Origin of the sequence: Phenylobacterium sp. (assembly GCF_031412415.1) — a bacterium.
In the GTDB taxonomy this organism is placed as follows: Bacteria; Pseudomonadota; Alphaproteobacteria; order Caulobacterales; family Caulobacteraceae; genus Phenylobacterium.
The window spans coordinates 1-23,589 of the sequence record NZ_JANOCX010000240.1 but is presented as its reverse complement, the minus strand read 5'-3'; the positions used below and the strand labels follow the sequence as shown (position 1 = coordinate 23,589).

The window sequence follows — 23,589 nt, the reverse complement described above, 5'->3', positions numbered from 1 at the left end:
GTCCTGCTGCTGCCGCATGGCTATGAGGGCCAGGGTCCGGAACACTCCTCCGCCCGCCTCGAACGCTTCCTGCAGCTCTGCGCGGAAGACAATCTTCAGGTCGTCAACTGCTCGACCCCCGCCAACTACTTCCACGCCCTGCGCCGCCAGATGCGCCGGGAGTTCCGCAAGCCGCTGGTGGTGATGACGCCCAAGTCGCTGCTGCGGCACAAGAAGGCGGTCTCCAGGCTCAGCGACATGGCCGAGGGTTCGTCCTTCCACCGCGTGCTGCACGACGACGCCGAGCGCGGCCAGAACACCACCACGACCCTGGTCGCCCCGGAGAAGATCCGCCGCGTCGTGCTCTGCTCGGGCAAGGTCTACTACGACCTGCTAGAGGCCCGCGAGGAGAAGGGCGTCGACGACGTCTACCTGATGCGGCTGGAGCAGTTCTATCCGTGGCCGGTGAAGTCGCTGTCCACCGAGCTGTCGCGCTTCCCCAACGCCGAGCTGGTCTGGTGCCAGGAAGAGCCGAAGAACATGGGGGGTTGGACCTTCGTCGATCCCTGGCTGGAGCTCACCCTGGAGCGCCTGAAGGTCAAGGCCAAGCGCGCCCGCTACGTGGGCCGCCCGGCGTCAGCCTCCACCGCCGCGGGCCAGATGAGCCGTCACCTTCGTGAGCTACAGACCTTCGTCGCCGAGGCGTTCGCCTAAACCACCTCGCGGCCCAAAAGAACAAAACGACTTAAGAGAGACAGGAACTTCCAATGGCCGACATCATGACACCCGCCCTGGGTGAGTCCGTCACCGAGGCGACGGTCGCACGCTGGACCAAGAAGGCCGGGGACGCGGTTCGGAAGGACGAGATCCTGGTCGAGCTGGAAACCGACAAGGTCAGCCTGGAAGTCGCCGCCCCCGCCGATGGCGTGCTGTCGGAGATCAACGCCGAGGAAGGCGCCACCGTGGAGCCCGGGGCGATCCTGGGCAGGCTGACCGAAGGCGCCGCCGGCGCCAAGCCAACGCCCGCGCCGAAGGCCGAGGCCGCTCCCAAGGCGCCTGAGCCCGAGCCTGCCCCGGCGCCCAAGGCCGAAGCGCCGAAGCCGGCCGCCGCCGCGCCGCTCGCGCCGTCGGCCCAGCGTATCGTGGCCGAGAACAAGCTGGACGCCGGCGCGATCGCCGGCTCGGGCAAGGATGGCCGAGTGACCAAGGGCGACGCGCTTGCCGCCCTGGAGGCCCGCGCCAGCGCCCCGGCCCCCGCGCTCGCTCCGGCGGCTCCGCGCGAAATTCATGAGCGCGAAGAACGCGTGAAGATGACCCGTCTGCGCCAGACCATCGCGCGCCGGCTGAAGGAGGCCCAGAACGCCGCGGCCATGCTGACCACGTTCAACGAGGTCGACATGAGCGCCATCATGGCGTTGCGCAATCAATACAAAGACGGCTTCGAGAAGGCCCACGGCGTGAAGCTGGGCTTCATGAGCTTCTTCGTGAAGGCGGTGATCCACGGCCTGAAGCACGTGCCCGACGTCAACGCCGAGATCGACGGCACGGACATCATCTACAAGAACCACTACGACATCGGGGTCGCCGTCGGGACTGAGAAGGGCCTCGTGGTTCCCGTGCTGCGCGACGCCGATGCGCTATCCTTGTCAGGCGTCGAGAAGGGCATTTCCGAACTGGGCAAGAAGGCCCGCGACGGCCACCTGGCCCTGGAGGACTTGCAGGGCGGCACCTTCACCATCTCCAATGGCGGGGTCTATGGCTCGCTGATGTCGACCCCGATCCTCAACGCCCCGCAGTCGGGCATCCTGGGGATGCACAAGATCCAGGACCGGCCCATGGCCATGGGCGGCCAGGTGGTGATCCGGCCGATGATGTATCTCGCGCTCAGCTACGACCACCGGGTGGTCGACGGCCAGGGCGCGGTCACCTTCCTGGTCAAGGTGAAGGAAGCCCTGGAAGACCCGCAGCGCCTGCTGCTGGACGTCTAGGACCGCCCGCGTAACGCCCTGAAAGACGGCGCGCCCTGGCGGCGCGCGCGAGGACTGGAAGACATGGCTCAATACGACGTCGTCATCTTCGGGGGCGGCCCCGCTGGCTACAACGCCGCCATCCGCGCGGGCCAGCTCGGCCTGAAGGTCGCGGTGGTGGAGAAGCGGGTGACCCTGGGCGGCACCTGTCTCAACGTCGGCTGCATGCCGTCCAAGGCGCTGCTGCACGCCTCGGAGCTCTATGCGGCGGCGGCGGGCTCGGAGTTCGCGACCCTGGGTATCGAGGTGAAGCCCAAGCTCAACCTCGTCCAGATGATGAAACAGAAGGCCGACTCGGTGACGGCCCTCACCAAGGGCATCGAGTTCCTGTTCAAGAAGAACAAGGTCGATTGGGTGAAGGGCGCGGGCAAGATCGCCGGCTCCGGCAAGGTCGAAGTGACCGCCGAGGATGGTTCGGTCAGCACGCTGGAGACCGCCAACATCGTCATCGCCACCGGGTCGGAACCCTCGAGCCTGCCCGGCGTCGCGGTGGATCAGACGCGGATCGTTGATTCCACCGGCGCCCTGTCGCTGCCGGAAGTGCCCAAGAGCCTGATCGTCATCGGCGCCGGCATCATCGGGTTGGAGCTGGGCTCGGTGTGGCGGCGCCTCGGCGCCGAGGTCACTGTCGTGGAGTTCCTGGACCGCATCACGCCCGGCATGGACGCCGAGACCGCCAAGACCTTCCAGCGTTCGCTCACCAAGCAGGGCTTGGTCTTCAAGCTGGGCGCCAAGGTGACTGGCGCGAAGGCCGGCAAGTCCAATGTCAGCCTTACCGTGGAGCCGGTAGCCGGCGGGGCGGCCGAGACGCTTACCGCCGACTATGTGCTGCTGGCCATCGGCCGCCGGCCCTACACCGAGGGTCTGGGGCTAGAGAGCGTCGGCGTGGTCCCGGACAAGCGCGGCGTCATCGAGACCGACCACTTCAAGACCTCGGCGCCGGGCGTCTGGGCCATCGGCGACGCCATCCACGGCCCAATGCTGGCCCACAAGGCCGAGGAAGATGCGGTGGCCTGCATCGAGATCATCGCGGGCAAGTGGGGCCACGTGGACTACAATCTGGTGCCCAGCGTGGTCTACACCGCCCCGGAAGTGGCCTGGGTCGGTAAGACCGAGGAGCAGCTCAAGGAGGCCGGAGTCGACTACAAGGTCGGCAAATTCCCCTTCAGCGCCAACAGCCGCGCCAAGATCAATCACGAGACCGAGGGTTTCGCCAAGGTCCTGGCCGACGCCAAGACCGACGAGATTCTAGGCGTCCATATTGTCGGTCCCCAGGCCGGCGAGATGATCGGCGAATACTGCGTGGCCATGGTCTTCAAGGCCGCCAGCGAGGACGTCGCCCGCACCTGCCACCCCCACCCGACCCGCTCGGAAGCCGGCCGCCAAGCCGCCATGGGCGTGGAAGGCTGGATCATGCAGGCCTAATGATCGTCCGGCGGGCGGAGCCCGACGAGATCGACGCCTGCGCGCGGTTGTATGAGCGCGTCCTGCGCGAGACCTTCACCTGGGCGCCGCCGAGCGGTCGCGCCGCCGCCGACTTCCGGGCCGCCGCCACGCTCGAGGAGGTCTATGTCGCCCGGGATGACGAGCGCCTGCTGGGGTTCGCCAGCCTGTACCGTCCCGACAGCTTCCTGCACTCGCTCTATGTCCTGGCGCGGGGCCGCGGCGTGGGCAAGGCGCTGCTGGATCACGTGACCCAGGTCGCCGACGGTCGCCTGACCCTCAAGTGCGAAATCCCCAATACCCGGGCGCAGGCCTTCTACCTTCGCGAAGGCTTCCGTGTGGTCGAGGAGGGGTGCGACCCTGGCATGGCGGTCGGCTGGCGCCGCATGAGCCGGTAGCGCCTCGCCGGCCCGGTGATACGATCCTCAATCGGAACCGGAGGTTCGATCATGATCGCTTCAGCTCTCCTCGCCGCCATCGTCGTGTTCGGCCCGCCGCCAAGGGCTTGCCCTGGCCAAGGCGCGATGATCGTCAAGAACGCCGAGCCCGCGCTTCTCCTGCGGCCGCAGGACCGTCGTGGCGCGAGCGGGGCGCAATCCCTGGCGAGCCTGCCGCCCGCCGACCTGCACCAGACCGTCACGCGCTCGGTCGCCGGCTGCGCACTGTCGACGGTGGTCCGCGAGAACGTCCAGGGCGACGGACGTTTCGCCGCGCCCAGATAGCTCAAGCGTGCGGGTGCGCCTTGGCGTAGGCGCCCAGCAGGGCCGCGGCGTCGACCTCGGTGTAGCGCTGGGTGGTCGACAACGAGGCGTGGCCCAGCAGTTCCTGGATCGAGCGAAGGTCCGCGCCCGCCCCCAGCAGATGGGTGGCGAAGGAGTGGCGCAGGGCGTGGGGCGTCGCGCTGTCGGGTAGGCCCAGGCGGCCACGCAGGGCCTGCACCGTGGCCTGGACGTGGCGCGGGCTGAGCGCGCCGCCACGCTTGGCGCGGAACAGCGGTTGGTCTGGCGACAGCGCGAAGGGCAGGGTGGTCAGGTAGGCGTCGACGGCCTCGCGCACGGCGGGCAGGACCGGCACGATGCGGGTCTTCGACCCCTTGCCGAGGATTCGCAGCGAGGTCCCTAGCGGTGCGTCGGAGCGTTTCAGCGACAGGGCCTCGGAGATCCGCAGACCGCAGCCGTAGAGCAGGGTCAGCACCGCCTCGTCCCGGCTGGCTTCCCAGTTCTCGCTGTCGGGGTCGAGAGAAGGTTCGGCCAGCATGCCGCGCGCCTGGTCCTCGCTGACCGGACGCGGCGCGCCGGGGATCACGCGGGGTCCGCGCACCAGGGCCACCGAGGCGTTGGGGGTGTCCAGCCGGATGTCGAGATAGCGGTGAAAGGTGCGGATGGCCGACAGGGCCTGGGACAGCGAGCGCGGCGACAGCGGCCTTTCGCCCTGGCGCAGATGGGCCAGCCAGGCGCGGACTTCGCCGGCGCTCAACGTTCCCATGGCGGCGAGCGACAGGGCCTCCCCGCGATACTGTTCCAGGAAGGCGATGTAGCGCCCGGCGGCGAAGGCGTAGGCCTCGACGGTGCGGGGAGAGGCGCGGCGCTCCTTGGCCAGATGCTCCAGCCAGAGCGCCAGGGCCTGGCGGGCGCCTAGAGAACCGGCCAACGCTCCGCGGTCCTTTCGACCACACGGGCCAGGAAGGCGACCAGCTCGGCGCCCATGTCCTCGGTGAAGCCGTTCTCGTCGGCTGAGCCGAAGGCCAGCAGGCCTTCTCGCGACGGCTCCCAGATCGCCATGCGGACCATGGCCATGGAGCGGACGCTCTCGGCCCGTTCACCGAACAGGCCCAGCGCCGTGGGCTGGAAGCCCATCAGCGACACGCGCTGGTGGCCGATGATCATGTCGATCTGACCCTCGACCAGCATGCGCCAGCCGGCGGGGGTGCGTTCGGGACCGGAGAGGGCGACCACGCCGGCGGTCAGGCCGAAGCGAAGCTGAGCCAGTTCGTCCACCCGGCGCGCCAGGTCGGCGTGGTTGCGGGCGTCCAACAGGTCGACCACGGCGCCGTGGGTCTGGGCCTGGGCGGCGAAGTTGGCGCGGGCGGTGGCTTCCAGGCGCTTGCGGGCGCCGGCCTCGCGCTTGTGGGCCTCGTGGACCCGGGCAAGCGCGGCCGGGCCGAAGTCCAGCACATTGGCCGCATCAGGCCGTAGGCCGAGCTCGCCCAGCAGGGCCGGGTCATCGCGCAGGAACTGCGGATTGTCGGACAGGAAGGCCCGGACCTCGTCGGACCCCACTGCGTGATCCTTCGTCTTCGCGCCGCCGTCCATGTCAGTCCCCGTGTTTTACAGGATGGACTGACCCGTCTTGGCCCAGTCGCTCATGAACATTTCAAGCCCCTTCTCGGTTAACGGGTGCTTGAAGAGGTCCAAGAAAACATTGGGCGGAATGGTCGCACAGTCGGCGCCGGCCAGGGCCGCGGCCGTGACGTGCCCTGGGTTTCGGATCGAAGCGGCCAGGATCTCGGTGTCGAAATCATAGTTGTCGTAGATGGCGCGGATCTCGCTGATCAGGTCCATCCCCTCCATTCCGTAGTCGTCGAGGCGGCCGATGAAGGGCGAGACGTAGGTGGCGCCGGCCTTGGCGGCGAGCAGGGCCTGGGCGGCCGAGAAGCAGAGGGTGACATTAGTGGCGATGCCCTGCACCGCGAACTCGGCGGTGGCGATCAGGCCCTCGCGGGTCAGCGGCACCTTGACCACGACATTGGTGGCGACGCTGGCGAGCTTGGCGCCCTCGGCCAGCATGCCGGCGGCGTCGGTGGCGGCGACCTCGGCGCTCACGGGACCTTCGACGAGGTCGCAAATCTCGGCGATCACCTCCAGCATGGGGCGACCGGACTTGGCGATCAGCGTCGGATTGGTGGTCACCCCGTCGATCAGGCCGGTGGCGGCGAGCTCCTTGAGGACGGCCGTGTCGGTGGTGTCGAGGAAGAGCTGCATGGGTGACCTTCTGGCGCGGGGTTTCGCGGGCTGTTTAACGGTTGCGTGTCCTGCGGACTAGCCTATCTGGGCAGGTCCATGAGCCGCATCGCCTCCGTCCTCCTGCCCATGCCGCTCCCCGAGGCGTTCGACTACGCCGAGCCGGAGGGCATGGACCTGCAGGTCGGCGATCAGGTGGCCGCGCCCTTGGGTCCTCGGCTGCTAAGGGGGGTTGTCACGGCCCTGCGCGAGGGCGCCGGCGGCAACCGGCCGCTGAAGGTCATCGAGTCAAAGCTGGACGATCCGCCCCTGCCGCCCGGAACGCTGGAGTTCATCCAGTGGGCGGCGCGCTATTCCGTGGACTCGCCGGGTTCGCCGCTGGCCATCGCGACGCGGGGCGCCCGCGCGCCGAAGGCGCCGCCGCTGAAGGTCATGGAGCTCACCGGCGTCGCGCCGTCCCGCATGACCCCGGCCCGCGCCAAGGTGCTGGACGCCGCCCTCGAACCTCTTTCGCCGGCCGACCTTGCCCGTGCGGCCGGGGTGTCTTCAGGCGTGGTGAAGGGGCTGGTGGATGACGGCGCCCTGGTCCTGAGGCTGATCGTGCCCGAGGCTCGCTATCCGGAACCCGACCTGTCCCTGACCGGCCACCCGCTCAACGCCAGCCAAGCCGCCGCCGCGCAAGCGCTGAAGAGCATGGTGCGGGAGGGCGGCTTCAACGTGGCCTTGCTGGACGGGGTGACCGGCTCGGGCAAGACCGAGGTCTATCTGGAGGCCGCCGCCGAGGCCCTGGCGCTCGATCCCGCCGCCCAGGTCCTGGTCCTGCTGCCGGAGATCGCGCTGACCCAGGCGGTGATCGCCCGCTTCGAGGACCGCTTCGGCGCGCGGCCGGGGGAGTGGCACTCGGATATCGCCCCGCCCCTGCGCCGCAAGGTCTGGGAGGCCGTGGCGACAGGCGGTTGCCGCATCGTGGTCGGGGCGCGATCAGCCCTGTTCCTTCCGTTCACGAAGCTTGCCCTGATCGTGGTCGATGAGGAGCATGACGGCTCCTACAAACAGGACGAGGGCTTCATCTACCAGGCCCGTGACCTCGCCGTGGCCCGGGGCAAGATCGAAGGCGCGGGCGTGATCCTGGCCTCGGCGACCCCATCGCTGGAATCCCTGCGCAACGCCGAGACCGGCCGCTATCGCTGGCTAAGGCTGACCTCTCGCCACGGGACCGCCCGGCTGCCGGACATCTCGCTGATCGATTTGAGAGCGACCCCGCCGGAGACCGGCCGCTGGCTGTCGCCGCCCCTGGTGGCGGCCATGGTCGAGACGTTCGCGGCGGGCGAGCAGACCCTGCTGTTCCTCAACCGTCGGGGCTATGCGCCGCTGGTGCTGTGCAAGGCCTGCGGCGAGCGCATGACCTCTCCCGACAGTGATAGCTGGCTGGTGGAGCACCGCTACACCGGCCGACTGGTCTGCCACCTGACCGGCTTCTCCATGCCCAAGCCGGACAAGTGCCCCCATTGCGGCGCCAAGGACAGTCTGACCGCCATCGGGCCAGGCGTGGAGCGGGTGGAGGAAGAGGCGCGCGGCCTGTTCCCGCAGGCGCGGATCTCGGTCTTCTCGTCCGACACGGTCTGGGACGCCAAGGAGGCGCGGCGGCTGGTGGCCTCCATGGCCGACGGCGAGATCGACATCCTGGTGGCGACCCAGGCCGCGGCCAAGGGTCATAACTTCCCCAAGCTGACCCTGGTCGGCGTGGTGGACGCCGACCTCGGCCTGCGCGGCGGCGATCTGCGCGCAGCTGAGCGGACCTATCAGCTCCTGACCCAGGCCACTGGCCGGGCAGGGCGCAAGGACCGGCCCGGCCGCGCGCTGCTTCAGACCTACGCGCCCGAGCACGCGGTGATGCAGGCGCTGAAAGCCCAGGACCGCGACGCCTTCGTCGCCGCCGAGATGGCCGAGCGCGAGATCATGAAGCTGCCGCCGTTCGGCCGGCTGGGGGCGATCATCGTCTCGGGGCCGGACGTCCAGGCCCTGGAGGCCTTCGTCCAGACCATGGCCCAGGCCGCGCCCAACGCCGAGGGGGTGGAGGTCTACGGTCCCGCCGACGCGCCGCTAGGCCTGATCCGGGGACGGAGGCGCAAGCGTTTCCTGGTGCGGGCCGACCGCACGGTGGACATCTCGGCCTACCTCGCCACCTGGCGGGCCAGGGTTCGGCCGCCCGGCGCGATCCGCGTGGCGATCGACGTGGACCCGTACAGCTTTTTGTGAGGGCTTACTCCGCCGCTTCAGGCTCCGCCGCCGTGGGCCGCATCGGGCTTTCGCGCAGAGGCGTGGCGGGCACCATCAGCATCAGGACGAAGCCGCCGATCAGCACCACCAGGCTGAAGATCATCCCGTGGACGATGGCCACGGAGAAGCTTTCGCGCACCGTGCGCTCCTGGGCGCGGACGACCGGATCGGCCGCCGATCGCGCGGCGGCCTCGGCGGGGTGCAGGGTGCGGTCCAGCGCCATCCTCTGAAGGTCGCCCAGGTCCAGGACCCGCACCTGGGCGGACGGGTCGGCCGCGGCGTGGCGTGTCAACTCGCCGGCCAGGCCCGCGGTCAGCAGGGCGCCGAACAGGGCTACCCCCATGGTCGAGCCGATCTGGCGGGTGAACTGGCTGGACGAGGTCGCCACGCCGAGCTGGTGGAACGGCACGGCGTTCTGTACCGCCAGGCTGAACAGGCTCTGGCCGGGTCCCAGGCCGATGCCGAAGATCAGCAGCCGCCAGGCGAGGTCGAGGGTCGTTGTGTCCGGGCCGATGAAGCAGAGCGAGGCCGCGCCCACGATCAGCATGGCGCCGCCGCCGACCATGAACGGCTTGAAGTGTCCGGTGCGGGTCACGAGCTGGCCACAAATGGTCGAGGAAAAGACGAAGCCGCCCATCAGGGCCAGCATGGTCAGGCCGCTCTTGGTGGCCGGAAAGCCCAGGCCCACCTGCATGTACAGCGGTAGGAAGCTCGACACCCCCATGAAGGCCATGGAGTAGACAAAGCCCGCGCCGTTGGCGGTGACGAAGGTGCGATCGCGGAACAGGACCAGCGGCAGGATGGGATCGCGCACCTTGGTCTCGATCCAGAGGAAGGCCGCGACGCCGGCGATGGACCAGGCCAGCATGCCCAGGATCAGGGGCGAGCCCCAGGGATGCTCTCGCCCGCCCCAGGTGATGGCCAGCAGCAGGGGCACGAAGGCCGCGACGATCAGGGCCGCGCCGAACCAGTCGATGCCGCCGCCGCCGCGCCGGGGCAGGGTGGGCATCTTCCAGACGATCATGGCGACAGCGGCCAGGGCGAACGGGATGTTGAAGAAGAACACCCAGCGCCAGCCCGCGATCACGTGGCCGAACAGGGTGACCGTGCCGTGGTCGGTGAAGAACCCGCCGACCAGCGGCCCAAATAGGCTGGAAACCCCGAAGATCGAACCGAACAGGCCTGAGAACTGGGCGCGCTCGCGCGGCGCGAACAGGTCGGCCAGGATCGCGAAGGCAGTGGTGAAGAGGGCCCCGCCGCCCAGGCCCTGGATCGCCCGGAATGTGATGAGCTGGGTCATGCCGCCGCCCAGCAGCGGCAGGTCGCCGAACTCTCCCGACAGTCCTCCCAGCCACGAGCCCAGCAGGAACAGGCCGATGCCGGTGAGCAGCACCACCTTGCGCCCGTAGAGATCGCCAAGCTTGCCCCAAATGGGCACCATGACGGTGGAGGCCAGCAGATAGGCGGTGGTCGCCCAGGCGTAGAGGTGCAGCCCCGACAGGTCTCCCACGATGCGCGGCATGGCGGTGGCGATGACCGTCTGGCTCATGGCCGCCAGCAGGAAGACGATCATCACCGAGATGAGCGTCAGCCGACGCTCGTCGTCGCTATGGACGTGAGGCTCGTTCAATAGGCGTTTCCGTAGCGGTCAATATGGACCGCCCCTGATCTATTATTCTTTGGTCGTCAGTCGATCATCGTGCGGGACGGACGGAAGAATGATCGTCCGCCCCGCGACGAAGCCTAATGCAGCTTATCAGGCGTGTCCCCGCCCTGTGTTTCCGGCGGGATACGTTTCTTGCTCGCGGCGCGGCTGGCCATGTTGAGCCCCTCGACCACCCCGGAGAAGGCCATGGCCGCGTAGATGTAGCCCTTGGGCACGTGGACGCCGAAGCCGTCGGCGATGAGCACGGCGCCGATCATCAGCAGGAAGCCCAGGGCCAGCATGACCACGGTGGGGTTGTTGTTGATGAAGTTGGCCAGCGGATCGGCGGCCACCAGCATGATGGCGACCGTGATCACCACCGCGATGATCATCACCGGCAGATGGTCGGTCATGCCGACGGCGGTGAGGATCGAGTCGATCGAGAACACCAGGTCCAGCAGGATGATCTGGAAGATGGCGGCGCCGAAGTTCAGGCTGACCGCCGCCCCGGTGTCGAAGACGTCGTCATTGGGGGTCGGATCCATGGTGTGGTGGATTTCCGTCGTGGCCTTCCAGACCAGGAACAGACCACCGGCGATGAGGATCAGGTCGCGCCAGGAGAAGACCAGCTCCCAGGCGGGCTCACCGTGCGTGTTCAACGGACCCTGCCAGGGCAGCTCGAAGACCGGCGCCGTCAGGCCGACAATGAAGGCGAGGGTGGAGAGCAGCGCCAGGCGCATCACCAGGGCCAGGGCGATGCCGATGCGTCGCGCCTTGGTCCGCTGCTCCGGCGGCAGCTTGTTGGAAAGGATCGAGATGAAGACCAGATTGTCGATCCCGAGGACGACCTCCATGACGATCAGCGTGATCAGCGCGGCCCATACCGCGGGATCGGCGGCCAGGGTCATCAGGGCTTCCATGGGGGTCCTCTCAATGTTTTCGAAAGCCCCTATCTAGCGCATCGGACGGCCGCCGCCAGGGGCGGGCTAAAGGCGAAGCGACTCCATCAGGTCCACGAAGCCCGTCTTGAGTTGGCGCAGGGCCTTCGGATCGTCCGATTGCCCGGCCCAGACCACACCGTAGTTCAGCGCGCCGTTGATCATCACGGCCAGGGTCTGGGGGTCGCCGGCGATCGAGCCCTCGGCCGCGGCCTCCTCCACGCCGGCGATCAGCAGGCCGAAGCCGTGCCGGCGGTCCATCTCGTTCCACCGGTCCCAGCCCAGCACCCCCGGCGCCTCCAGGATCAGGATGCGGCGCACCTCGGGACGGACCATGAAGTCGAGAAAGGCGAGACAGCCCTCGATCAGGGCCTGAAAAGCGTCGGGCGCGGCGTCGGCCTGGGCCTCGATCACCACCTCGCCCTCGGCGTGCAGCACCTCGCAGACCGCTGCGAACAGCGCCTGCTTGTCGGCGAAGTGGTGGTAGAGCGCGCCGCGCGTCATCCCCGCGCGCGCCAGGATCGCCTCTGTGCCTGTCGCGCCGTAGCCGTCGCGGGCGAAGAGCTCACGCGCCGCGGCGATCAGCATCGCGCGGGTGGCCTCCGCCTTCTGCGCCTTGACGCCCATCCAATCTCTCATTTGACATACAGACTGTCTGTATCCTATATGGCGAAGCCTAGAAAGCAAGGAGAAAGGCCATGAAGTTCGTTGATCGATACCCCATCATCGTCACCCCTAAGCTCTTGGAATGCCGTGATTTTTGGTGCGCGCACCTGGGCTGCGAGGTGGTGTTCGAGGCGAGCTGGTTCATTCTTCTGCAGGCCGACGGCGTCAGTCTGGCCTTCATGAGTCCGGATCATCCCTCGGCGCCCCCGGGGCCGGAGCCATTCTCTGGCAAGGGCATGTGCTTCGAACTGCAGGTGGAAGACGCGACGGCCGCGTACGAGACGATCCGCGCGACCGGTCTGGCCGTCGACTACCCGCTCACCGAGGAGCCCTTCGGACAATTGCGGTTCGGCTTTTCCGATCCGTCTGGCCTTTGGGTCGATGTCGTGGAGCAGGTGGAGCCCGCCGAGGGGTTCTGGGACCGTTACATGAGCGCGTAACGGGATGGTGAGGCTTTGCCCCCTATCCTGATCGCGGTCGCACCTGGCGGCCCTGGCGGGCGTCTTTCCGGCGCCGACACGGACCGCGACCATGACCGACGCGCAGAATATTCGTCCGCTGACCTCGCTGAGGTTCTTCGCGGCCATGTGGGTGGTGATCTACCACTACTGGCCCAAGCTGGACGTGGCGGGCGGCCTCCCGATGGTCGTGGAGAAAGGCTACCTGGGGGTGGAGCTGTTCTTCATCCTCTCCGGCTTCATCCTGTGCCACGTCTACCGGACCAGCGTGGAGGACGGGCGCTTCCGCTACGGCTCATTCCTGTGGAACCGGCTGGCGCGGGTCTATCCGCTGCACCTGGCCACCTTGCTGGGCATGATCGCGCTAGGCGTCGGCGCGGGCCTGGCGGGCCTGTCCATCGACGCCAACATCCTGTCGTGGGAGTCCCTGCCGGCCAACCTGCTTATGGTTCAGGCCTGGGGCTTGGCCCCGCAGGCGGCGTTCAACCACCCCTCGTGGTCGATCTCGGCCGAGTGGTTCGCCTATCTCTCCTTCCCCGCCTTCGCCTGGGCGGCCCTGGCCTTGAAGAACCGACCCTATCTGGCCGTGGGACTGGCGGTCGGCTTCCTGGCTGGGCTCTACGCCGCGTTCCAGGCCCTGGCGGGCTTCCCGCTCACCCAGGCCACCATCAACTGGGGGGCGTTGCGGATCGTCCCGTGCTTTGCCCTGGGCTGTGCGCTGCACGCGCTCTGGCGCGCCCATCCCGCGCAGAATCGCCTTGCGGCGGTGCTCGGATCTGCCGCTAGCGCGGGCGCCGTGCTCACAATGGCGGCGTTTGGAGCCCCAGATGCCTTAATCGTGACCGGCCTGGGCGCGGTAATTTTCTTCATGGCGCGCACCGCCCAGACGGGCGCCGAGGTCTTGGGACAACGCCCGCTCGTCTACCTGGGCGAGGTCAGCTACTCCGTCTACATGGTCTGCGTTCCGTGGAAGATAGTCTTCGTCAATGCAGTCGGCAAAGTTTTGCAGCTCAATGATGAGCGCCTACCCCTATGGCTGTGGTTAGTTTTCTTGGGAAGTGTTGTTCCACTTGCCGCAGCGTCGTATCATCTGATCGAAAAGCCCGCCCGGGCGCGCATGAAACTCATGGCTGACTCCTGGGAGTCGCGGCGACCTTCGGCCGCACAGGCATAAAGGGTCTTTTCATTCGCCTGAGGGATGAGTAACCCTACGGCCGAAACTCGTGGGGAGTTCCTCTAACATGCTGAAACGACCGAGAGCCCTGTTGGGTTCCCTGGCCGCCATAGCGGTTATGACCTTCGCGCCCGTCTCGGGTGCGGTCGCCGACACCTACTGGCAATGCGTGCCCTTCGCCCGGCTTATCTCGGGCGTGCAGATCTATGGCGATGCCTGGACCTGGTGGCAGCAGGCGACCAACAAGTACGACACCGGCAAGGCGCCCAAGGCCGGCGCCGTCCTCTGCTTCAAGCCCAACGGCAAGATGCGCCTTGGCCACGTGGCCGTGGTCAGCCAGGTGCTGACGGAACGGGTCATCCAGATCACCCACGCCAACTGGTCGCGCATCGGCGGGACCCGTGGGCAGATCGAGAAGGACGTCACCGTCATCGACGTTTCGCCGGCCGGTGACTGGTCTCAGGTCAAGGTCTGGTACGATCCCGTCCGCGATCTGGGCTCGTCCACCTATCCTACCCACGGCTTCATATATCAGGACGCCGTCGCCGTCCGCGTCGCGGGCTCGGGCTTCAACAACGCCCAGAACGCCGCCATCGCCATCGCCCAGGGCGCCGCCAATCAGGTCGTCTCGGTCGTCCGTCCGGGCGCCGGTCCCCTGCAGATGCTGGGTCAGGCCGCCGACTCCACCGACCGGATCGCCGCGCTCATCCAGGCGGCCACCGCCCAACCGGCCACCGACGACAACTAGGTCGCGCCACCGGTTGACGGCTCGGCCGCGTCGCCGCACATGGGGTCGAACCCGTGGCGGAGACCCTCATGCTGAATCTGCTTCGCCGCGTCGCGCCCGGCATGGTCGCCCAGACCGTGACGGAAGGCTGGCGGCCGCCCGAGGACGCGATCTGGATCGACCTGATCTCGCCCAGCCGCGAGGAAGAGCTGGCCGTCGAGGCCGCCTACGGGATCGACCTGCCCACCCGGGAGGAGATGGCGCACCTGGAGCCCTCGTCGCGGCTCTATCAGGAGGACGGCGCGACCTTTCTCACCGGTACGCTCCTGTCCCATAGCGAAGACCAGCACCCGCTCGCGACCCCCGTCACCTTCGTCCTGGCGCGCGGAATCCTCATCACGATCCGCTACGAGGACCTCAAGGCCTTTCGCATCTTCGCGCAGCGATGCGAGCACAACCGGATCGAGGCCGGCGCCGACGCGCTGCTGGAACTCCTCGACGCGGTGATCGAGCGCGCCGCCGAGGTGCTGGAGCGGGAGTCGGGCCTGGTGCAGGACACCTCCGTGGCGATCTTCAACCGCCCGCCCTCCACGGCCTTCGCGCCCATGCTCAGCGATCTGGCCCGAGCCCAGTCGGTGACGTCGATGATCCGCAAGAGCCAGCTGTCGCTGAGCCGCCTGGCCAGTTTCGCCGCCCTCGCGCCCGAACTTCAGGAGGGTGAAGTGCGGCGCGGACACCTGACCTCGATCCAGCACGACATCCAGGCGCTGACGGAGCACTCCGGTTTCCTCTCCGGCCACATCTCCTTCCTGCTCGACGCGGCCCTGGGGATGATCAACATCGAGCAGAACAGCATCATCAAGTTCTTCTCCGTGGTCGCGGTGGTGTTCCTGCCGCCGACTCTGGTGGCCTCGATCTATGGGATGAACTTCGACCACATGCCCGAGCTGAAGTGGATGGCCGGGTATCCCATGGCGGTTGGCATGATGCTGCTCTCGGCCGTGGCGCCGTTCTACTGGTTCAAGAAGAAGGGCTGGCTATAGCCGCTCCAAGGTTAAGCTTAGCCGGTAAGGTTGACGGAAACTGAGGCGGATTGTCGCAACAGTTCCTTAAGCGCGAAAGACCATCTTTCGCGCTTTGCAGCTTTCCGTGGCCCAAATGTCCGCTGTAGCCAGTATCTTTCGCAGTATCGATCCTGACCGGCTGCGTCAGGCGCTCGACAAGCACAGGCGTTATCTCTCTGGGCGTACAGGCGGTCAGCGAGCCAATCTTAGTTACTTGGAACTTAGCCATCTGAAACTGGAGAGGATCGATCTGCGCGAGGCCGACCTGACCGGCGCGCGGCTCAACGGGGCGCTGATGGCCGGCGCCAATCTGGGCGCCGCGGTGCTGTTCGGCGCGGATCTGCGCGACATCGACCTGCGCAAGGCCAACCTGGCCAAGGCCGACCTTCGCGGCGCCTCCCTGCGCGGCGCCAATCTGGCGGACGCCAACCTAGCGGGATGCGACCTGCGTGAGGGCCGCATCGCCCTGCAGGACCGCACCGAGGGCTTCCGCTTCCTCGACCATGCGGGTGGAGCGGGTGAGCTGTCCTTCGCCGTGCTGTCAGGGGCGAACCTCGCGGGCGCCCAGATGACCAACGCCAATGCGCTGGCCACCGACTTCACCGACGCGAACCTGACGGGCGTATCGCTGGGCGGCGCACGGTTGATCAAGGCGCGCCTGGACGGCGCCGACCTGACAGGCGCCGACATCGCCGGGGCCGATCTGTCCGGCGCCTCCCTGCGCCGCGCGGTGCTGGTCCGCGTGGACCTGTCGTTCGCCACGGTGGAGGGCGCCGATCTGCGCGAGGCGCTGCACACCGCGCCCGCCGTGGTCTATGTGGACGACCAGCCGCTGGCGGACCTGTTGAATGGCCATGAGGCCTATTGTGTCAGCGGCGGGGTGTCGGGCCGGGCCGCCCGACTGGACGGCGTGGACTTCCGCGCCCTGCGGCATCTGAAGCGGCGCAAGCTTTCGGGCTTGCACGCCCCCGGCGCGGTCTTCTTCGGCATGGACCTCGAGGGCGTCCAGCTCCAGGGCGCCGATCTCTCTCGGTCTGATCTGCGCGGGGTCAACCTTCGCGGCGCGGACCTGCGCGGCACCAAGCTGATCGACGCCCAGCTGGGCCGGGCCAATCTGCGCGGCGCCCAGCTCGGCTCGTTGGAGATCGGTCCCGGCCGGTTCGTCCGCGCCGATCTTTCACGCGCCAACCTGCGCCACGCCGACCTGCGCGCCGCTCACGCCCGCCGCGCGCGGTTCCTGGGCGCCGATCTGCACGAGGCGCGGCTGGAGCTCTGCGACCTGACGGGCGCGGAGCTTGAGGTCTAGGCGCTACATCTCGTTGCGCAGCGGCTGCAGGTCCTGCCACTCGGCGTCGCGCTTCTCGGCCTTGGCCTTGAAGGCCTCGCCCATATGGGCGCCGGAGAACATGCCGGTCTGCCAGACGGCGATGTAGTCCAGGCCGTCCTTCAGGGTGTGGTCGCGGGCGTAATTGATCATCACCTTGGAGCCGGTGACGGCCAATGGGGCCTTGCCGGCGATCTCGCGGGCGGTGGCCAGGGCGTGTTCGACGCACTGCTCGTGGGTGTCGAACACATCGTTGACCCAGCCGATCTCCTTGGCCTTCTGGGCGAACATCCGGCGGCCCGTATAGGCCATCTCGCGCACCCAGCCCTCGGGGATCAACTTGCACAGGCGCGGGAAGGTGCCGACATCGGCGGTCATGCCGATATTGATCTCCTGGATGCAGAAGAAGGCGTCGGCGCTGGCGTAGCGGATGTCGCAAGCGCTGGTCATGTCGACCGCCCCACCGATACAACCGCCCTGGATCGCCGCGATCACCGGGATCCGCGCGTCATCCAGGCAGCCGAAGCTGTCCTGCAGATACTTCACATGGAAGCGCATGGCCTCGCCGTTGATGTGGCGGTCCGTGACCGGCGTCGTGGAGGTCGAGCCCCCGCCGGCGAACACCGCCAGGTCCATGCCGGCGCAAAAATGCTTGCCGGTGGATGAGATGACGATCGCCCGGGCGCGGGCGTTGTCGCTGATGTCGCGCACGATCAGCGGCAGCTCGTTCCAGAACGCCCGGACCATGGTGTTCATGGCTTCCGGTCGCTTCAACTGGATGTGGGCGACGTGGTCCTCGATGGTGACGGCGAAACAGGTCCAGTCGGTCGTGGTCACATCGATGGCGGCGTGGGCGGTCATGGCGCGTCTCCCTATGTCGTTGCCGCATCATCGCGCCGTGACGATGGGGAAGCCAAGTCATCTGAAGACCGGCGCGCCTGGCAGGACGATCTGTTGCGCTTGCGCCTTGGCGATCAGTTCGCCGTCCTCGCGACGGAAATCGGCCTCGACGGTGATGAGTTGGCGGCTCGAGGCGACGACGCGACCCTCGATGATCAATGGGTGGGCGCGGCCGATCTTCATGAACTGAAGTTGCAGGTTCACCGTCCGGAACGTCGCGTCATCGGCGATGGCCGTCATCGTCGCGAACGCAAGGATCTGGTCGGCCAGCGCGGCGACGTAGCCGCCGAACATCGAGCCGTCGCCGTTGAGGATTTCGTGCTTCGGGTCCCACCGCTTGCGGACCCAGCCCGGCCCCCAGTCATCCATCAGGCCGAGCCTGAGGGTGTGTACGACCGGTGGCGCGTCGACCACGCCGGCCTTGATCTGATCCAGTCTGTCGGTCGCCCAAGTCATCCGCGCCTCCCCTACGAAGCCGCAAGAATCCGAGCTAAGCTCGCATATGCCTACTCGGCTTTGTCGAAGGAGCGCTCGCCGTGCTGAAACCCCAACGCCGGCAACCCCGGCAGGCCCGCGCCCTGGCCACCCGCGACGCCATCTTCGAGGCGACCGCTCGGATTTTGGAGGCCGACGGCGAAGGCACCTTGACCACCAACGCCATCGCCGCACGCGCCGGCGTCAGCGTCGGGACGCTTTATGAGTATTTCGCCGACAAGCAGGCGATCCTGGTGGCCATCGCCAAGCTTGAGAATGAGAAGGTCCGCGCGCGGCTCGCGGCCGACGGGCCGGGTCTGTCGCAGGCGCGGCTCGCCATCCGCGCGCAGATCGAGATTCTCGCGGACCGTCCGGCCACCCGGCGCGCGGCGCTCAAGGCGATCCTGGCAGCCGAGAGCGTGGAGTCCCTAGACCGCGAGGCCAGGCTTACAGGACGGCTGATCCGGCAGCCGGGCGACGGCGGCGCCTTGGACGCCTTCGTCATGACCCGGGCGACGCTAGGCGTGATCCGCGCCGCGGTGCTTGAGGGTTCGCCCTACCTGCACGATCCTCGCTTGGAGGACGCCCTGGTCCGCCTGGTGGAGCGTTACGCCGCCCCCTAGTCGTGCGCCTTGTGGATCGGGTCGATCCAGAGGACGCCCTCCGGCTTCTCCACCGGTTCGATGTCGAGGTTGACCACCACGGCCTCGTTGTCGCTGCGGACCAGCACACATTCCAGGGTCTCGTCGGGCGAGGCGTTGATCTCCTGGTGCGGCACGAAGGGCGGCACGTAGATGAAGTCGCCAGGGCCGGCCTCGGCGGTGAATTCGAGTTTCTCGCCCCATCGCATGCGCGCCCGGCCCTTCAGCACGTAGATCACGCTCTCCAACGGGCCATCGTGATGGGCGCCGGTCTTGGCGTCGGCGTGTATGTGGACGGTGCCGGCCCACAGCTTCTGGGCGCCGACCCGGGCGAAGTTGATGGCCGCGGCGCGGTTCATGCCCGGCGTCTGAGGCGTGTTGTCGTCGAGCTGGTCGCCCGGGATCACGCGGACGCCGCTGTGCTTCCAGTCGTCTTCGGGAACGTCGTGGGGCATGGCGGGCCTCCTGATGGGGTCAGACTATCCCCTTGGCGCGCAGCTCCGCCACCCTCTCGGCCGGCAGGCCCAGCCCGGTCAGCACCTCGTCGGTATGCTGGCCGAGGGTCGGACCCGGCCAGCGCACCGCGCCGGGGGTCTCCGACATCTTCGGAAAGGCGTTCTGCATCTTCACCTTGCCGAACACCGGATGGTCGGTTTCGACAATGGCCTCGCGGGCAATGTACTGCTCGTTCTCCAGCATGTCGGGGGCGCGGAAGACGCGGCCCGAGGGGATGCCCTTCTCCTCCAGCAGGGCCAGCAGGGCGTCCAGTTCGAAGCCCTTGGTCCAGCCGGCGATGATCTGGTCCAGCTCGTTCTGGTTCACGCCCCGCGCCGCGTGGTCGACGAACTTCGGGTCCTTGGCGAGGTCAGGCCGCCCCATGGTCTCGCACAGCCGCGCGAAGACCGTGTCGCCGTTGCCGCCGATCAGGATCATCCCATCACCCGCGCACGGATAGACGTTGGACGGCGCGATGCCGGGCAGGATCGAGCCGGAGCGCTCGCGGACATAGCCGGTCAGATCGTACTCGGTGACCAGGTTCTCCATCACCGCCAGCACGCTCTCGTAAAGGGCCGCGTCGATCACTTGGCCGCGGCCGGTGTTGGTGCGCGCGTGCAGGGCCATGGTTATCCCCATGACCGCGTGCATGGCTGTCAGGCTGTCGCCGATGGAGATGCCCGCTCGCGCCGGGGGCCGGTCGGGCTCGCCGGTCACGTGGCGCAGGCCCCCCATCGCCTCGCCGATCAATCCATATCCCGCCCGGCTGGCATAGGGTCCCGTCTGGCCGAAGCCGGAGACCCGGGCCATGATCAGCCGCGGATTACGGGCCAAGAGCGCGGCGTAGTCCATGCCCCACTTCTCCATGGTGCCCGGACGGAAGTTCTCGATCAGGATATCGGCCTGCGCGATCAGGTCGCCGGCGATAGCGCGGCCCTCCGGTGTGCGCAGGTCCAGGCCGATGGAACGCTTGTTGCGACCGATCACAGGCCACCAGGGCGACAGGCCCTTGGGCAGGCTGCGGCCCCACTGGCGCATGGGGTCGCCGGTCTTGGGATCCTCGATCTTGACCACGTCGGCGCCGAAGTCGCCCAGGATCTGGCCGCAGAACGGGCCGGCGATCAGGGTCCCCATCTCCACGACCTTCAGGTCCTTCAGGGGGCCGTTGTTAGCGGGGTCGGTCATGGCGTCCTCGGCGAAAGCTCGCGCCCGTTGGACCCGCGTGACGCTTCGTCTGTCAATGGCGGCCTTCACAGCGTCCCGCGCGGGGCGTAAGGCGCAGGCATGACAGCCTACGTGTTCGCCCCGCCTATCACCCCCGCCGTTCCCGTCGAGGGGGAGACCGCCGTCTTTCCCGTCCGTCGGATCCTCTGCGTGGGGCGCAACTACGCCGCCCACCGCCGCGAGATGGGCGGCGACGACCGCGATCCGCCGTTCTTCTTCGCCAAGCCCGCCGACGCGGTGGTATCGCCCGGTGGCGCCGTGCCCTATCCGCCGCGCACCGCCAATCTGCATCACGAGATCGAGCTGGTGGTCGCGCTGAACGCCGGCGGCAAGGACATCCCCGTGGAGGCCGCCCTGGCCTGCGTCTACGGCTATGCGGTCGGCGTCGACCTCACCCGGCGCGACCTGCAGAACGCGGCAAAGGACAAGGGTCAGCCCTGGGACGCGTCCAAGGGCTTCGACGCCTCCGCGCCGATCTCGGCCATCCGTCAATGGACCGGCGAGGCGCCGCAGGGGCGCATCGCCATCTCGGTGAACGGCCAGGTCCGTCAGGACGCCGTCGTCGCCGACATGATCTGGAACGTCGCGGAGATCATATCCGAGGCCTCCAAGCTGTGGACCCTGGCTCCGGGCGACCTCATTTTCACCGGCACCCCCGAGGGCGTCGGCCCGCTTGTCCCCGGCGATGTCGTCGCGGGCGAGGTCGAGGGTGTCGGCCAACTCCAGTTCACGGTGACCCCATGAGCCTGACCCTGCATTCCTACTGGCGGGCCACCGCGCCCTACCGGGTGCGTATCGGCCTGCAGATCAAGGGCCTGGACTACGGCTATGTCGGGGTGAACCTGCTTGAGGGGAACCAGCACCAGGCGACCTATCGCGCGGTCAATCCGCAGCGCCTGACCCCGGCGCTGGACATCGGCGACGGCGAGATCCTGACCCAGAGCCTGGCGATCCTGGAGTGGCTGGACGAAACCCATCCCGAGCCTGCTCTCCTGCCCAAGGACGCCCTGAGCCGCGCCCGGGTTCGCGCCATGGCCGACATCATCGCCTGCGACATTCATCCCCTGAACAACATGCGGGTGAACCGGGCGCTGGAGGCGATGGAAGTCAGCGCCCCACGCCGAGGGAAGTGGGTGGAACGCTGGATCGTCGATGGATTCCAGACGCTGGAGCCCATGGTCGCCAAGTACGGCCAGGGCTTTGCTTTCGGCGACACGCCGACCATCGCCGACTGCTGCCTGATCCCCCAGGTCTATTCGGCGCAGCGCTACAAGGTCGACCTGGAGCCCTTCCCCGCGATCCGCGCCGTGGCCGAGCACGCCGCCCAGCACCATGCCTTCATTGCCGCCCACCCAGACAACCAACCGGACGCGGTGGCGGTCTAACCGCCTTTGATCCTGACCCGCGCGGAGGCCTTGCGGCCCTCGCCGTCCACGACGGTCAGGCGGTAGAACCCCGCGCCCTTGGGCCGCCAGATCGTGCGGCCGGACACTGGGTCAGGCGCCAGGGGTTGGCCTTCCACGTACCAGGACAGCCTCTCGCCCCCGGCGGCGAGGACAAGGCCGCGGGAGGCCGGGCCGAAAGCCTCGACCTGCACCGTCGAGCCGTTGGGCGGGAAGATCAGGCGCGGGCCCTGGTCGGCCTGTTCCAGGTTCTGCAGCGCCTGGGGCGCGGCGCGCGGCGCGATGGGTCGTGGCGCGGAGGCTGGCGCGTCCAGTTGGTCGGCCACGTCGAACAGCAGGGGAAGCGCCGCGTCCCGTCCGGTCAGGCCGCCGCGCGCGCCGCCGTCGGCCCGGCCCGTCCAGACTACGATCACGTAGCGCCCGACGAGCCCGGCGGCCACGGCGTCGCGGAAGCCGTATGAGGTGCCGGTCTTGAAGGCCATGACCGGTCGGCCCTTGGTCAGGGCCACCGGCGTCGAGCCGGCCGGTGGCGGGGTCTCGCGCAGGATATCCAGCACCTGGGCGGCGGCTTCAGATCGCATAAGGCGCTCCCCGCCCTGCCCCAAGCGCTTCACGGCCTCGACCTCGGTCCAGGCCAGCGGCTTGGCCACGCCGCCATCGCCCAGCGCGGCATAGAGCACCGCCAGGTCGCGCAAGGTGATCCCCACCCCACCCAGGGCCATGGCCAGACCCGCCGCGCGAGTCTCGGCCCGCGGCCGGATCAGGTTGACCCCCGTGGCGTCGATCCGCGCCTCGAAGGCCGCCGGTCCCAGCTTGTCCAACAGCTCCACCGCCGGGACATTCAGCGAGTTGGCCAGGGCTTCGCGCGCCGTGACCCGGCCTCGGAACACCCGGTCGAAGTTCTCGGGCTGATAGTCGCCGAACCGCCGCGCCGCGTCCTCGATCTGGGTGTCGGGGGCGGCGATCCCGTCGTCGAAGGCGAAACCGAAGATGAAGGGCTTGAGCGCCGAGCCCGGCGAACGGATCGCGCGGGTCATGTCGATCCAGCCGCCGGGCCGCTGCAGCCCGCCTGAACCCACGGCGGCGCGCACGGCGCGGCCCTCGATCTCCACCACCAGGATGGCGGCGGTCGCCTCCGGGCCCTGGGCGCGCGCTACGGCGGCGGCTAGGGGTTCCAGCTTCGATTGCAGCCGCGCGTCCAGGGTGGAGACCACGCTCGCCTGGCTGACCGGCGCGGCGCGGGCGAGTTCGCCTGCCGCGTGCCAGGCCATGGCGGGGAACGGCGCCCGGCCGGGCAGCGGCTCGCTCTCGGCCTCCGCCGCCTCGGACTCGGTGGTCGCACCGGCGCGGATCAGCTTGTCCAGCACCTGACGGCGCGCGGCGCGAGCGGCCTCCGGACGTCGATCGGGGCGGCGGGCCTCCGGCGATTGCGGCAGGGCGATCAGCAGGGCCTGCTGGCCGAGCGTCAGGGTCTCGGGCTCCTGGCTGAAGTAGGAGAGGCTGGCCGCCCGCACACCCTCCAGGTTGCCGCCATAGGGCGCGAGGGTCAGGTACAGCGCCAGGATCTCGCGCTTCGACAGCCGCGCCTCGATTTGAACCGCGCGCACCATCTCAATCAGTTTCGAGCCCAGGTTGCGCGGCCGGGGCTCCAGCAGTCGCGCGGTCTGCATGGTGAGCGTCGAGGCGCCGGACGTGACCGCGCCGCTGGCGATGGCGCCGCCGCCAGCCCGCAGGACAGCCAGCGGATCGACCCCCCGGTGCAGCCAG

The 23,589-nt window shown here is 68.3% G+C and carries 24 protein-coding genes and 1 pseudogene; 14 read left to right on the top strand and 11 right to left on the bottom strand.

Annotated features, from left to right (window positions below; all coding sequences use genetic code 11):
- From sucA to RMO04_RS11975, 5 genes and pseudogenes are all read left to right on the top strand, one after another.
- A pseudogene (gene sucA / locus RMO04_RS11995) lies at positions 1-693 on the top strand (2-oxoglutarate dehydrogenase E1 component); the annotation flags it as partial.
- 53 nt (positions 694-746) lie between these two features.
- Complete coding sequence (odhB, locus tag RMO04_RS11990; protein WP_309645016.1) at positions 747-1,967, top strand: 2-oxoglutarate dehydrogenase complex dihydrolipoyllysine-residue succinyltransferase; 1,221 nt, start codon at positions 747-749, stop codon at positions 1,965-1,967.
- Between the two features lie 63 nt (positions 1,968-2,030).
- Positions 2,031-3,431: a dihydrolipoyl dehydrogenase gene (gene lpdA / locus RMO04_RS11985; protein ID WP_309645015.1), complete on the top strand. Its 1,401-nt coding sequence runs from the start codon at positions 2,031-2,033 to the stop codon at positions 3,429-3,431.
- Positions 3,431-3,847: a GNAT family N-acetyltransferase gene (locus RMO04_RS11980; protein WP_309645014.1), complete on the top strand. Its 417-nt coding sequence runs from the start codon at positions 3,431-3,433 to the stop codon at positions 3,845-3,847. Before lpdA ends, RMO04_RS11980 begins: the two co-directional genes overlap by 1 nt.
- Positions 3,848-3,898: 51 nt before the next feature.
- Positions 3,899-4,171, top strand: a complete 273-nt coding sequence (locus tag RMO04_RS11975) for a hypothetical protein (protein ID WP_309645013.1) — start codon at positions 3,899-3,901, stop codon at positions 4,169-4,171.
- A 1-nt stretch (position 4,172) separates the two neighbouring features.
- Here RMO04_RS11975 and RMO04_RS11970 read toward each other — a convergent pair whose 3' ends face one another.
- Genes RMO04_RS11970 through fsa form a run of 3 tightly spaced genes read right to left on the bottom strand, consistent with a single transcriptional unit; the run spans position 4,173 to position 6,430 of the window.
- On the bottom strand, positions 4,173-5,099 hold the full coding sequence (locus tag RMO04_RS11970; protein WP_309645012.1) for a tyrosine recombinase XerC: 927 nt from the start codon (positions 5,097-5,099) through the stop codon (positions 4,173-4,175).
- Entirely contained in the window at positions 5,084-5,761 is a 678-nt protein-coding gene (locus RMO04_RS11965) for a DUF484 family protein (RefSeq protein ID WP_309645011.1), read from the bottom strand. The genes RMO04_RS11970 and RMO04_RS11965 overlap by 16 nt, the downstream gene beginning before the upstream one ends.
- Before the next feature lie 15 nt (positions 5,762-5,776).
- Positions 5,777-6,430: a fructose-6-phosphate aldolase gene (fsa, locus tag RMO04_RS11960; RefSeq protein ID WP_309645010.1), complete on the bottom strand. Its 654-nt coding sequence runs from the start codon at positions 6,428-6,430 to the stop codon at positions 5,777-5,779.
- A gap of 78 nt (positions 6,431-6,508) precedes the next feature.
- Here fsa and RMO04_RS11955 point away from each other — a divergent pair, with 78 nt between their 5' ends.
- On the top strand, positions 6,509-8,668 hold the full coding sequence (locus RMO04_RS11955) for a primosomal protein N' (protein WP_309645009.1): 2,160 nt from the start codon (positions 6,509-6,511) through the stop codon (positions 8,666-8,668).
- 4 nt (positions 8,669-8,672) lie between these two features.
- Here the strand turns inward: RMO04_RS11955 and RMO04_RS11950 are convergent, their stop codons facing one another.
- The 3 genes from RMO04_RS11950 to RMO04_RS11940 all read right to left on the bottom strand — a co-directional run bounded on the left by RMO04_RS11950 (position 8,673) and on the right by RMO04_RS11940 (position 11,899).
- On the bottom strand, positions 8,673-10,319 hold the full coding sequence (locus RMO04_RS11950; RefSeq protein ID WP_309645008.1) for an MDR family MFS transporter: 1,647 nt from the start codon (positions 10,317-10,319) through the stop codon (positions 8,673-8,675).
- A gap of 113 nt (positions 10,320-10,432) precedes the next feature.
- Positions 10,433-11,254, bottom strand: coding sequence for a TerC family protein (locus RMO04_RS11945; RefSeq protein WP_309645007.1), 822 nt, complete (start codon positions 11,252-11,254; stop codon positions 10,433-10,435).
- A gap of 66 nt (positions 11,255-11,320) precedes the next feature.
- Positions 11,321-11,899: a TetR/AcrR family transcriptional regulator gene (locus RMO04_RS11940; RefSeq protein ID WP_309645006.1), complete on the bottom strand. Its 579-nt coding sequence runs from the start codon at positions 11,897-11,899 to the stop codon at positions 11,321-11,323.
- A gap of 71 nt (positions 11,900-11,970) precedes the next feature.
- Here RMO04_RS11940 and RMO04_RS11935 point away from each other — a divergent pair, with 71 nt between their 5' ends.
- The 5 genes from RMO04_RS11935 (at position 11,971) to RMO04_RS11915 (ending at position 16,667) form a co-directional block, all read left to right on the top strand.
- Entirely contained in the window at positions 11,971-12,378 is a 408-nt protein-coding gene (locus RMO04_RS11935) for a VOC family protein (protein WP_309645005.1), read from the top strand.
- Positions 12,379-12,469: 91 nt separating this feature from the next.
- Positions 12,470-13,570, top strand: a complete 1,101-nt coding sequence (locus tag RMO04_RS11930) for an acyltransferase (protein WP_309645004.1) — start codon at positions 12,470-12,472, stop codon at positions 13,568-13,570.
- Between the two features lie 67 nt (positions 13,571-13,637).
- The gene (locus RMO04_RS11925) at positions 13,638-14,318 is read left to right on the top strand and encodes a CHAP domain-containing protein (protein WP_309645003.1); all 681 of its coding nucleotides are present in this window, start codon (positions 13,638-13,640) and stop codon (positions 14,316-14,318) included.
- 68 nt (positions 14,319-14,386) lie between these two features.
- Complete coding sequence (locus RMO04_RS11920) at positions 14,387-15,340, top strand: magnesium transporter CorA family protein (RefSeq protein ID WP_309645002.1); 954 nt, start codon at positions 14,387-14,389, stop codon at positions 15,338-15,340.
- Positions 15,341-15,455: 115 nt separating this feature from the next.
- Positions 15,456-16,667 (top strand): pentapeptide repeat-containing protein, encoded by a 1,212-nt coding sequence (locus tag RMO04_RS11915; protein ID WP_309645001.1) that lies wholly within the window; start codon positions 15,456-15,458, stop codon positions 16,665-16,667.
- 3 nt (positions 16,668-16,670) lie between these two features.
- Here the strand turns inward: RMO04_RS11915 and RMO04_RS11910 are convergent, their stop codons facing one another.
- Positions 16,671-17,546 (bottom strand): crotonase/enoyl-CoA hydratase family protein, encoded by an 876-nt coding sequence (locus RMO04_RS11910; RefSeq protein WP_309645000.1) that lies wholly within the window; start codon positions 17,544-17,546, stop codon positions 16,671-16,673.
- Positions 17,547-17,603: 57 nt separating this feature from the next.
- Positions 17,604-18,041, bottom strand: a complete 438-nt coding sequence (locus tag RMO04_RS11905; RefSeq protein ID WP_309644999.1) for a PaaI family thioesterase — start codon at positions 18,039-18,041, stop codon at positions 17,604-17,606.
- A gap of 80 nt (positions 18,042-18,121) precedes the next feature.
- On the opposite strand from RMO04_RS11905, the gene RMO04_RS11900 reads away from it, so the two are divergent.
- Positions 18,122-18,682: a TetR/AcrR family transcriptional regulator gene (locus RMO04_RS11900; RefSeq protein WP_309644998.1), complete on the top strand. Its 561-nt coding sequence runs from the start codon at positions 18,122-18,124 to the stop codon at positions 18,680-18,682.
- Here the strand turns inward: RMO04_RS11900 and RMO04_RS11895 are convergent.
- Positions 18,679-19,155, bottom strand: coding sequence for a cupin domain-containing protein (locus RMO04_RS11895; RefSeq protein WP_309644997.1), 477 nt, complete (start codon positions 19,153-19,155; stop codon positions 18,679-18,681). The two genes, RMO04_RS11900 and RMO04_RS11895, sit on opposite strands and share 4 nt — an antisense overlap.
- Positions 19,156-19,174: 19 nt before the next feature.
- Positions 19,175-20,380 (bottom strand): CaiB/BaiF CoA-transferase family protein, encoded by a 1,206-nt coding sequence (locus tag RMO04_RS11890; protein WP_309644996.1) that lies wholly within the window; start codon positions 20,378-20,380, stop codon positions 19,175-19,177.
- 99 nt (positions 20,381-20,479) lie between these two features.
- Between RMO04_RS11890 and RMO04_RS11885 the strand changes: the two genes are divergently transcribed.
- Together RMO04_RS11885 and maiA are read left to right on the top strand one after the other, a co-directional pair.
- The gene (locus tag RMO04_RS11885) at positions 20,480-21,163 is read left to right on the top strand and encodes a fumarylacetoacetate hydrolase family protein (protein ID WP_309644995.1); all 684 of its coding nucleotides are present in this window, start codon (positions 20,480-20,482) and stop codon (positions 21,161-21,163) included.
- On the top strand, positions 21,160-21,804 hold the full coding sequence (gene maiA / locus RMO04_RS11880; RefSeq protein ID WP_309644994.1) for a maleylacetoacetate isomerase: 645 nt from the start codon (positions 21,160-21,162) through the stop codon (positions 21,802-21,804). The genes RMO04_RS11885 and maiA overlap by 4 nt, the downstream gene beginning before the upstream one ends.
- Here the strand turns inward: maiA and pbpC are convergent.
- Positions 21,801-23,589 (bottom strand): penicillin-binding protein 1C (pbpC, locus tag RMO04_RS11875; protein ID WP_309644993.1); only part of this gene is annotated, 1,789 nt, incomplete at its 5' end. The two genes, maiA and pbpC, sit on opposite strands and share 4 nt — an antisense overlap.

Excerpts from the sequence above, each read along its gene's own strand:
- odhB (WP_309645016.1), top strand. The coding sequence starts at position 747 with ATGGCCGACATCATGACACCCGCCCTGGGTGAGTCCGTCACCGAGGCG.
- lpdA (WP_309645015.1), top strand. The coding sequence starts at position 2,031 with ATGGCTCAATACGACGTCGTCATCTTCGGGGGCGGCCCCGCTGGCTAC.
- RMO04_RS11980 (WP_309645014.1), top strand. The coding sequence starts at position 3,431 with ATGATCGTCCGGCGGGCGGAGCCCGACGAGATCGACGCCTGCGCGCGG.
- RMO04_RS11975 (WP_309645013.1), top strand. The coding sequence starts at position 3,899 with ATGATCGCTTCAGCTCTCCTCGCCGCCATCGTCGTGTTCGGCCCGCCG.
- RMO04_RS11965 (WP_309645011.1), bottom strand. The coding sequence starts at position 5,761 with ATGGACGGCGGCGCGAAGACGAAGGATCACGCAGTGGGGTCCGACGAG.
- fsa (WP_309645010.1), bottom strand. The coding sequence starts at position 6,430 with ATGCAGCTCTTCCTCGACACCACCGACACGGCCGTCCTCAAGGAGCTC.
- RMO04_RS11955 (WP_309645009.1), top strand. The coding sequence starts at position 6,509 with ATGAGCCGCATCGCCTCCGTCCTCCTGCCCATGCCGCTCCCCGAGGCG.
- RMO04_RS11945 (WP_309645007.1), bottom strand. The coding sequence starts at position 11,254 with ATGGAAGCCCTGATGACCCTGGCCGCCGATCCCGCGGTATGGGCCGCG.
- RMO04_RS11940 (WP_309645006.1), bottom strand. The coding sequence starts at position 11,899 with ATGGGCGTCAAGGCGCAGAAGGCGGAGGCCACCCGCGCGATGCTGATC.
- RMO04_RS11935 (WP_309645005.1), top strand. The coding sequence starts at position 11,971 with ATGAAGTTCGTTGATCGATACCCCATCATCGTCACCCCTAAGCTCTTG.
- RMO04_RS11930 (WP_309645004.1), top strand. The coding sequence starts at position 12,470 with ATGACCGACGCGCAGAATATTCGTCCGCTGACCTCGCTGAGGTTCTTC.
- RMO04_RS11925 (WP_309645003.1), top strand. The coding sequence starts at position 13,638 with ATGCTGAAACGACCGAGAGCCCTGTTGGGTTCCCTGGCCGCCATAGCG.
- RMO04_RS11920 (WP_309645002.1), top strand. The coding sequence starts at position 14,387 with ATGCTGAATCTGCTTCGCCGCGTCGCGCCCGGCATGGTCGCCCAGACC.
- RMO04_RS11915 (WP_309645001.1), top strand. The coding sequence starts at position 15,456 with ATGTCCGCTGTAGCCAGTATCTTTCGCAGTATCGATCCTGACCGGCTG.
- RMO04_RS11910 (WP_309645000.1), bottom strand. The coding sequence starts at position 17,546 with ATGACCGCCCACGCCGCCATCGATGTGACCACGACCGACTGGACCTGT.
- RMO04_RS11905 (WP_309644999.1), bottom strand. The coding sequence starts at position 18,041 with ATGACTTGGGCGACCGACAGACTGGATCAGATCAAGGCCGGCGTGGTC.
- RMO04_RS11895 (WP_309644997.1), bottom strand. The coding sequence starts at position 19,155 with ATGCCCCACGACGTTCCCGAAGACGACTGGAAGCACAGCGGCGTCCGC.
- RMO04_RS11890 (WP_309644996.1), bottom strand. The coding sequence starts at position 20,380 with ATGACCGACCCCGCTAACAACGGCCCCCTGAAGGACCTGAAGGTCGTG.
- RMO04_RS11885 (WP_309644995.1), top strand. The coding sequence starts at position 20,480 with ATGACAGCCTACGTGTTCGCCCCGCCTATCACCCCCGCCGTTCCCGTC.
- maiA (WP_309644994.1), top strand. The coding sequence starts at position 21,160 with ATGAGCCTGACCCTGCATTCCTACTGGCGGGCCACCGCGCCCTACCGG.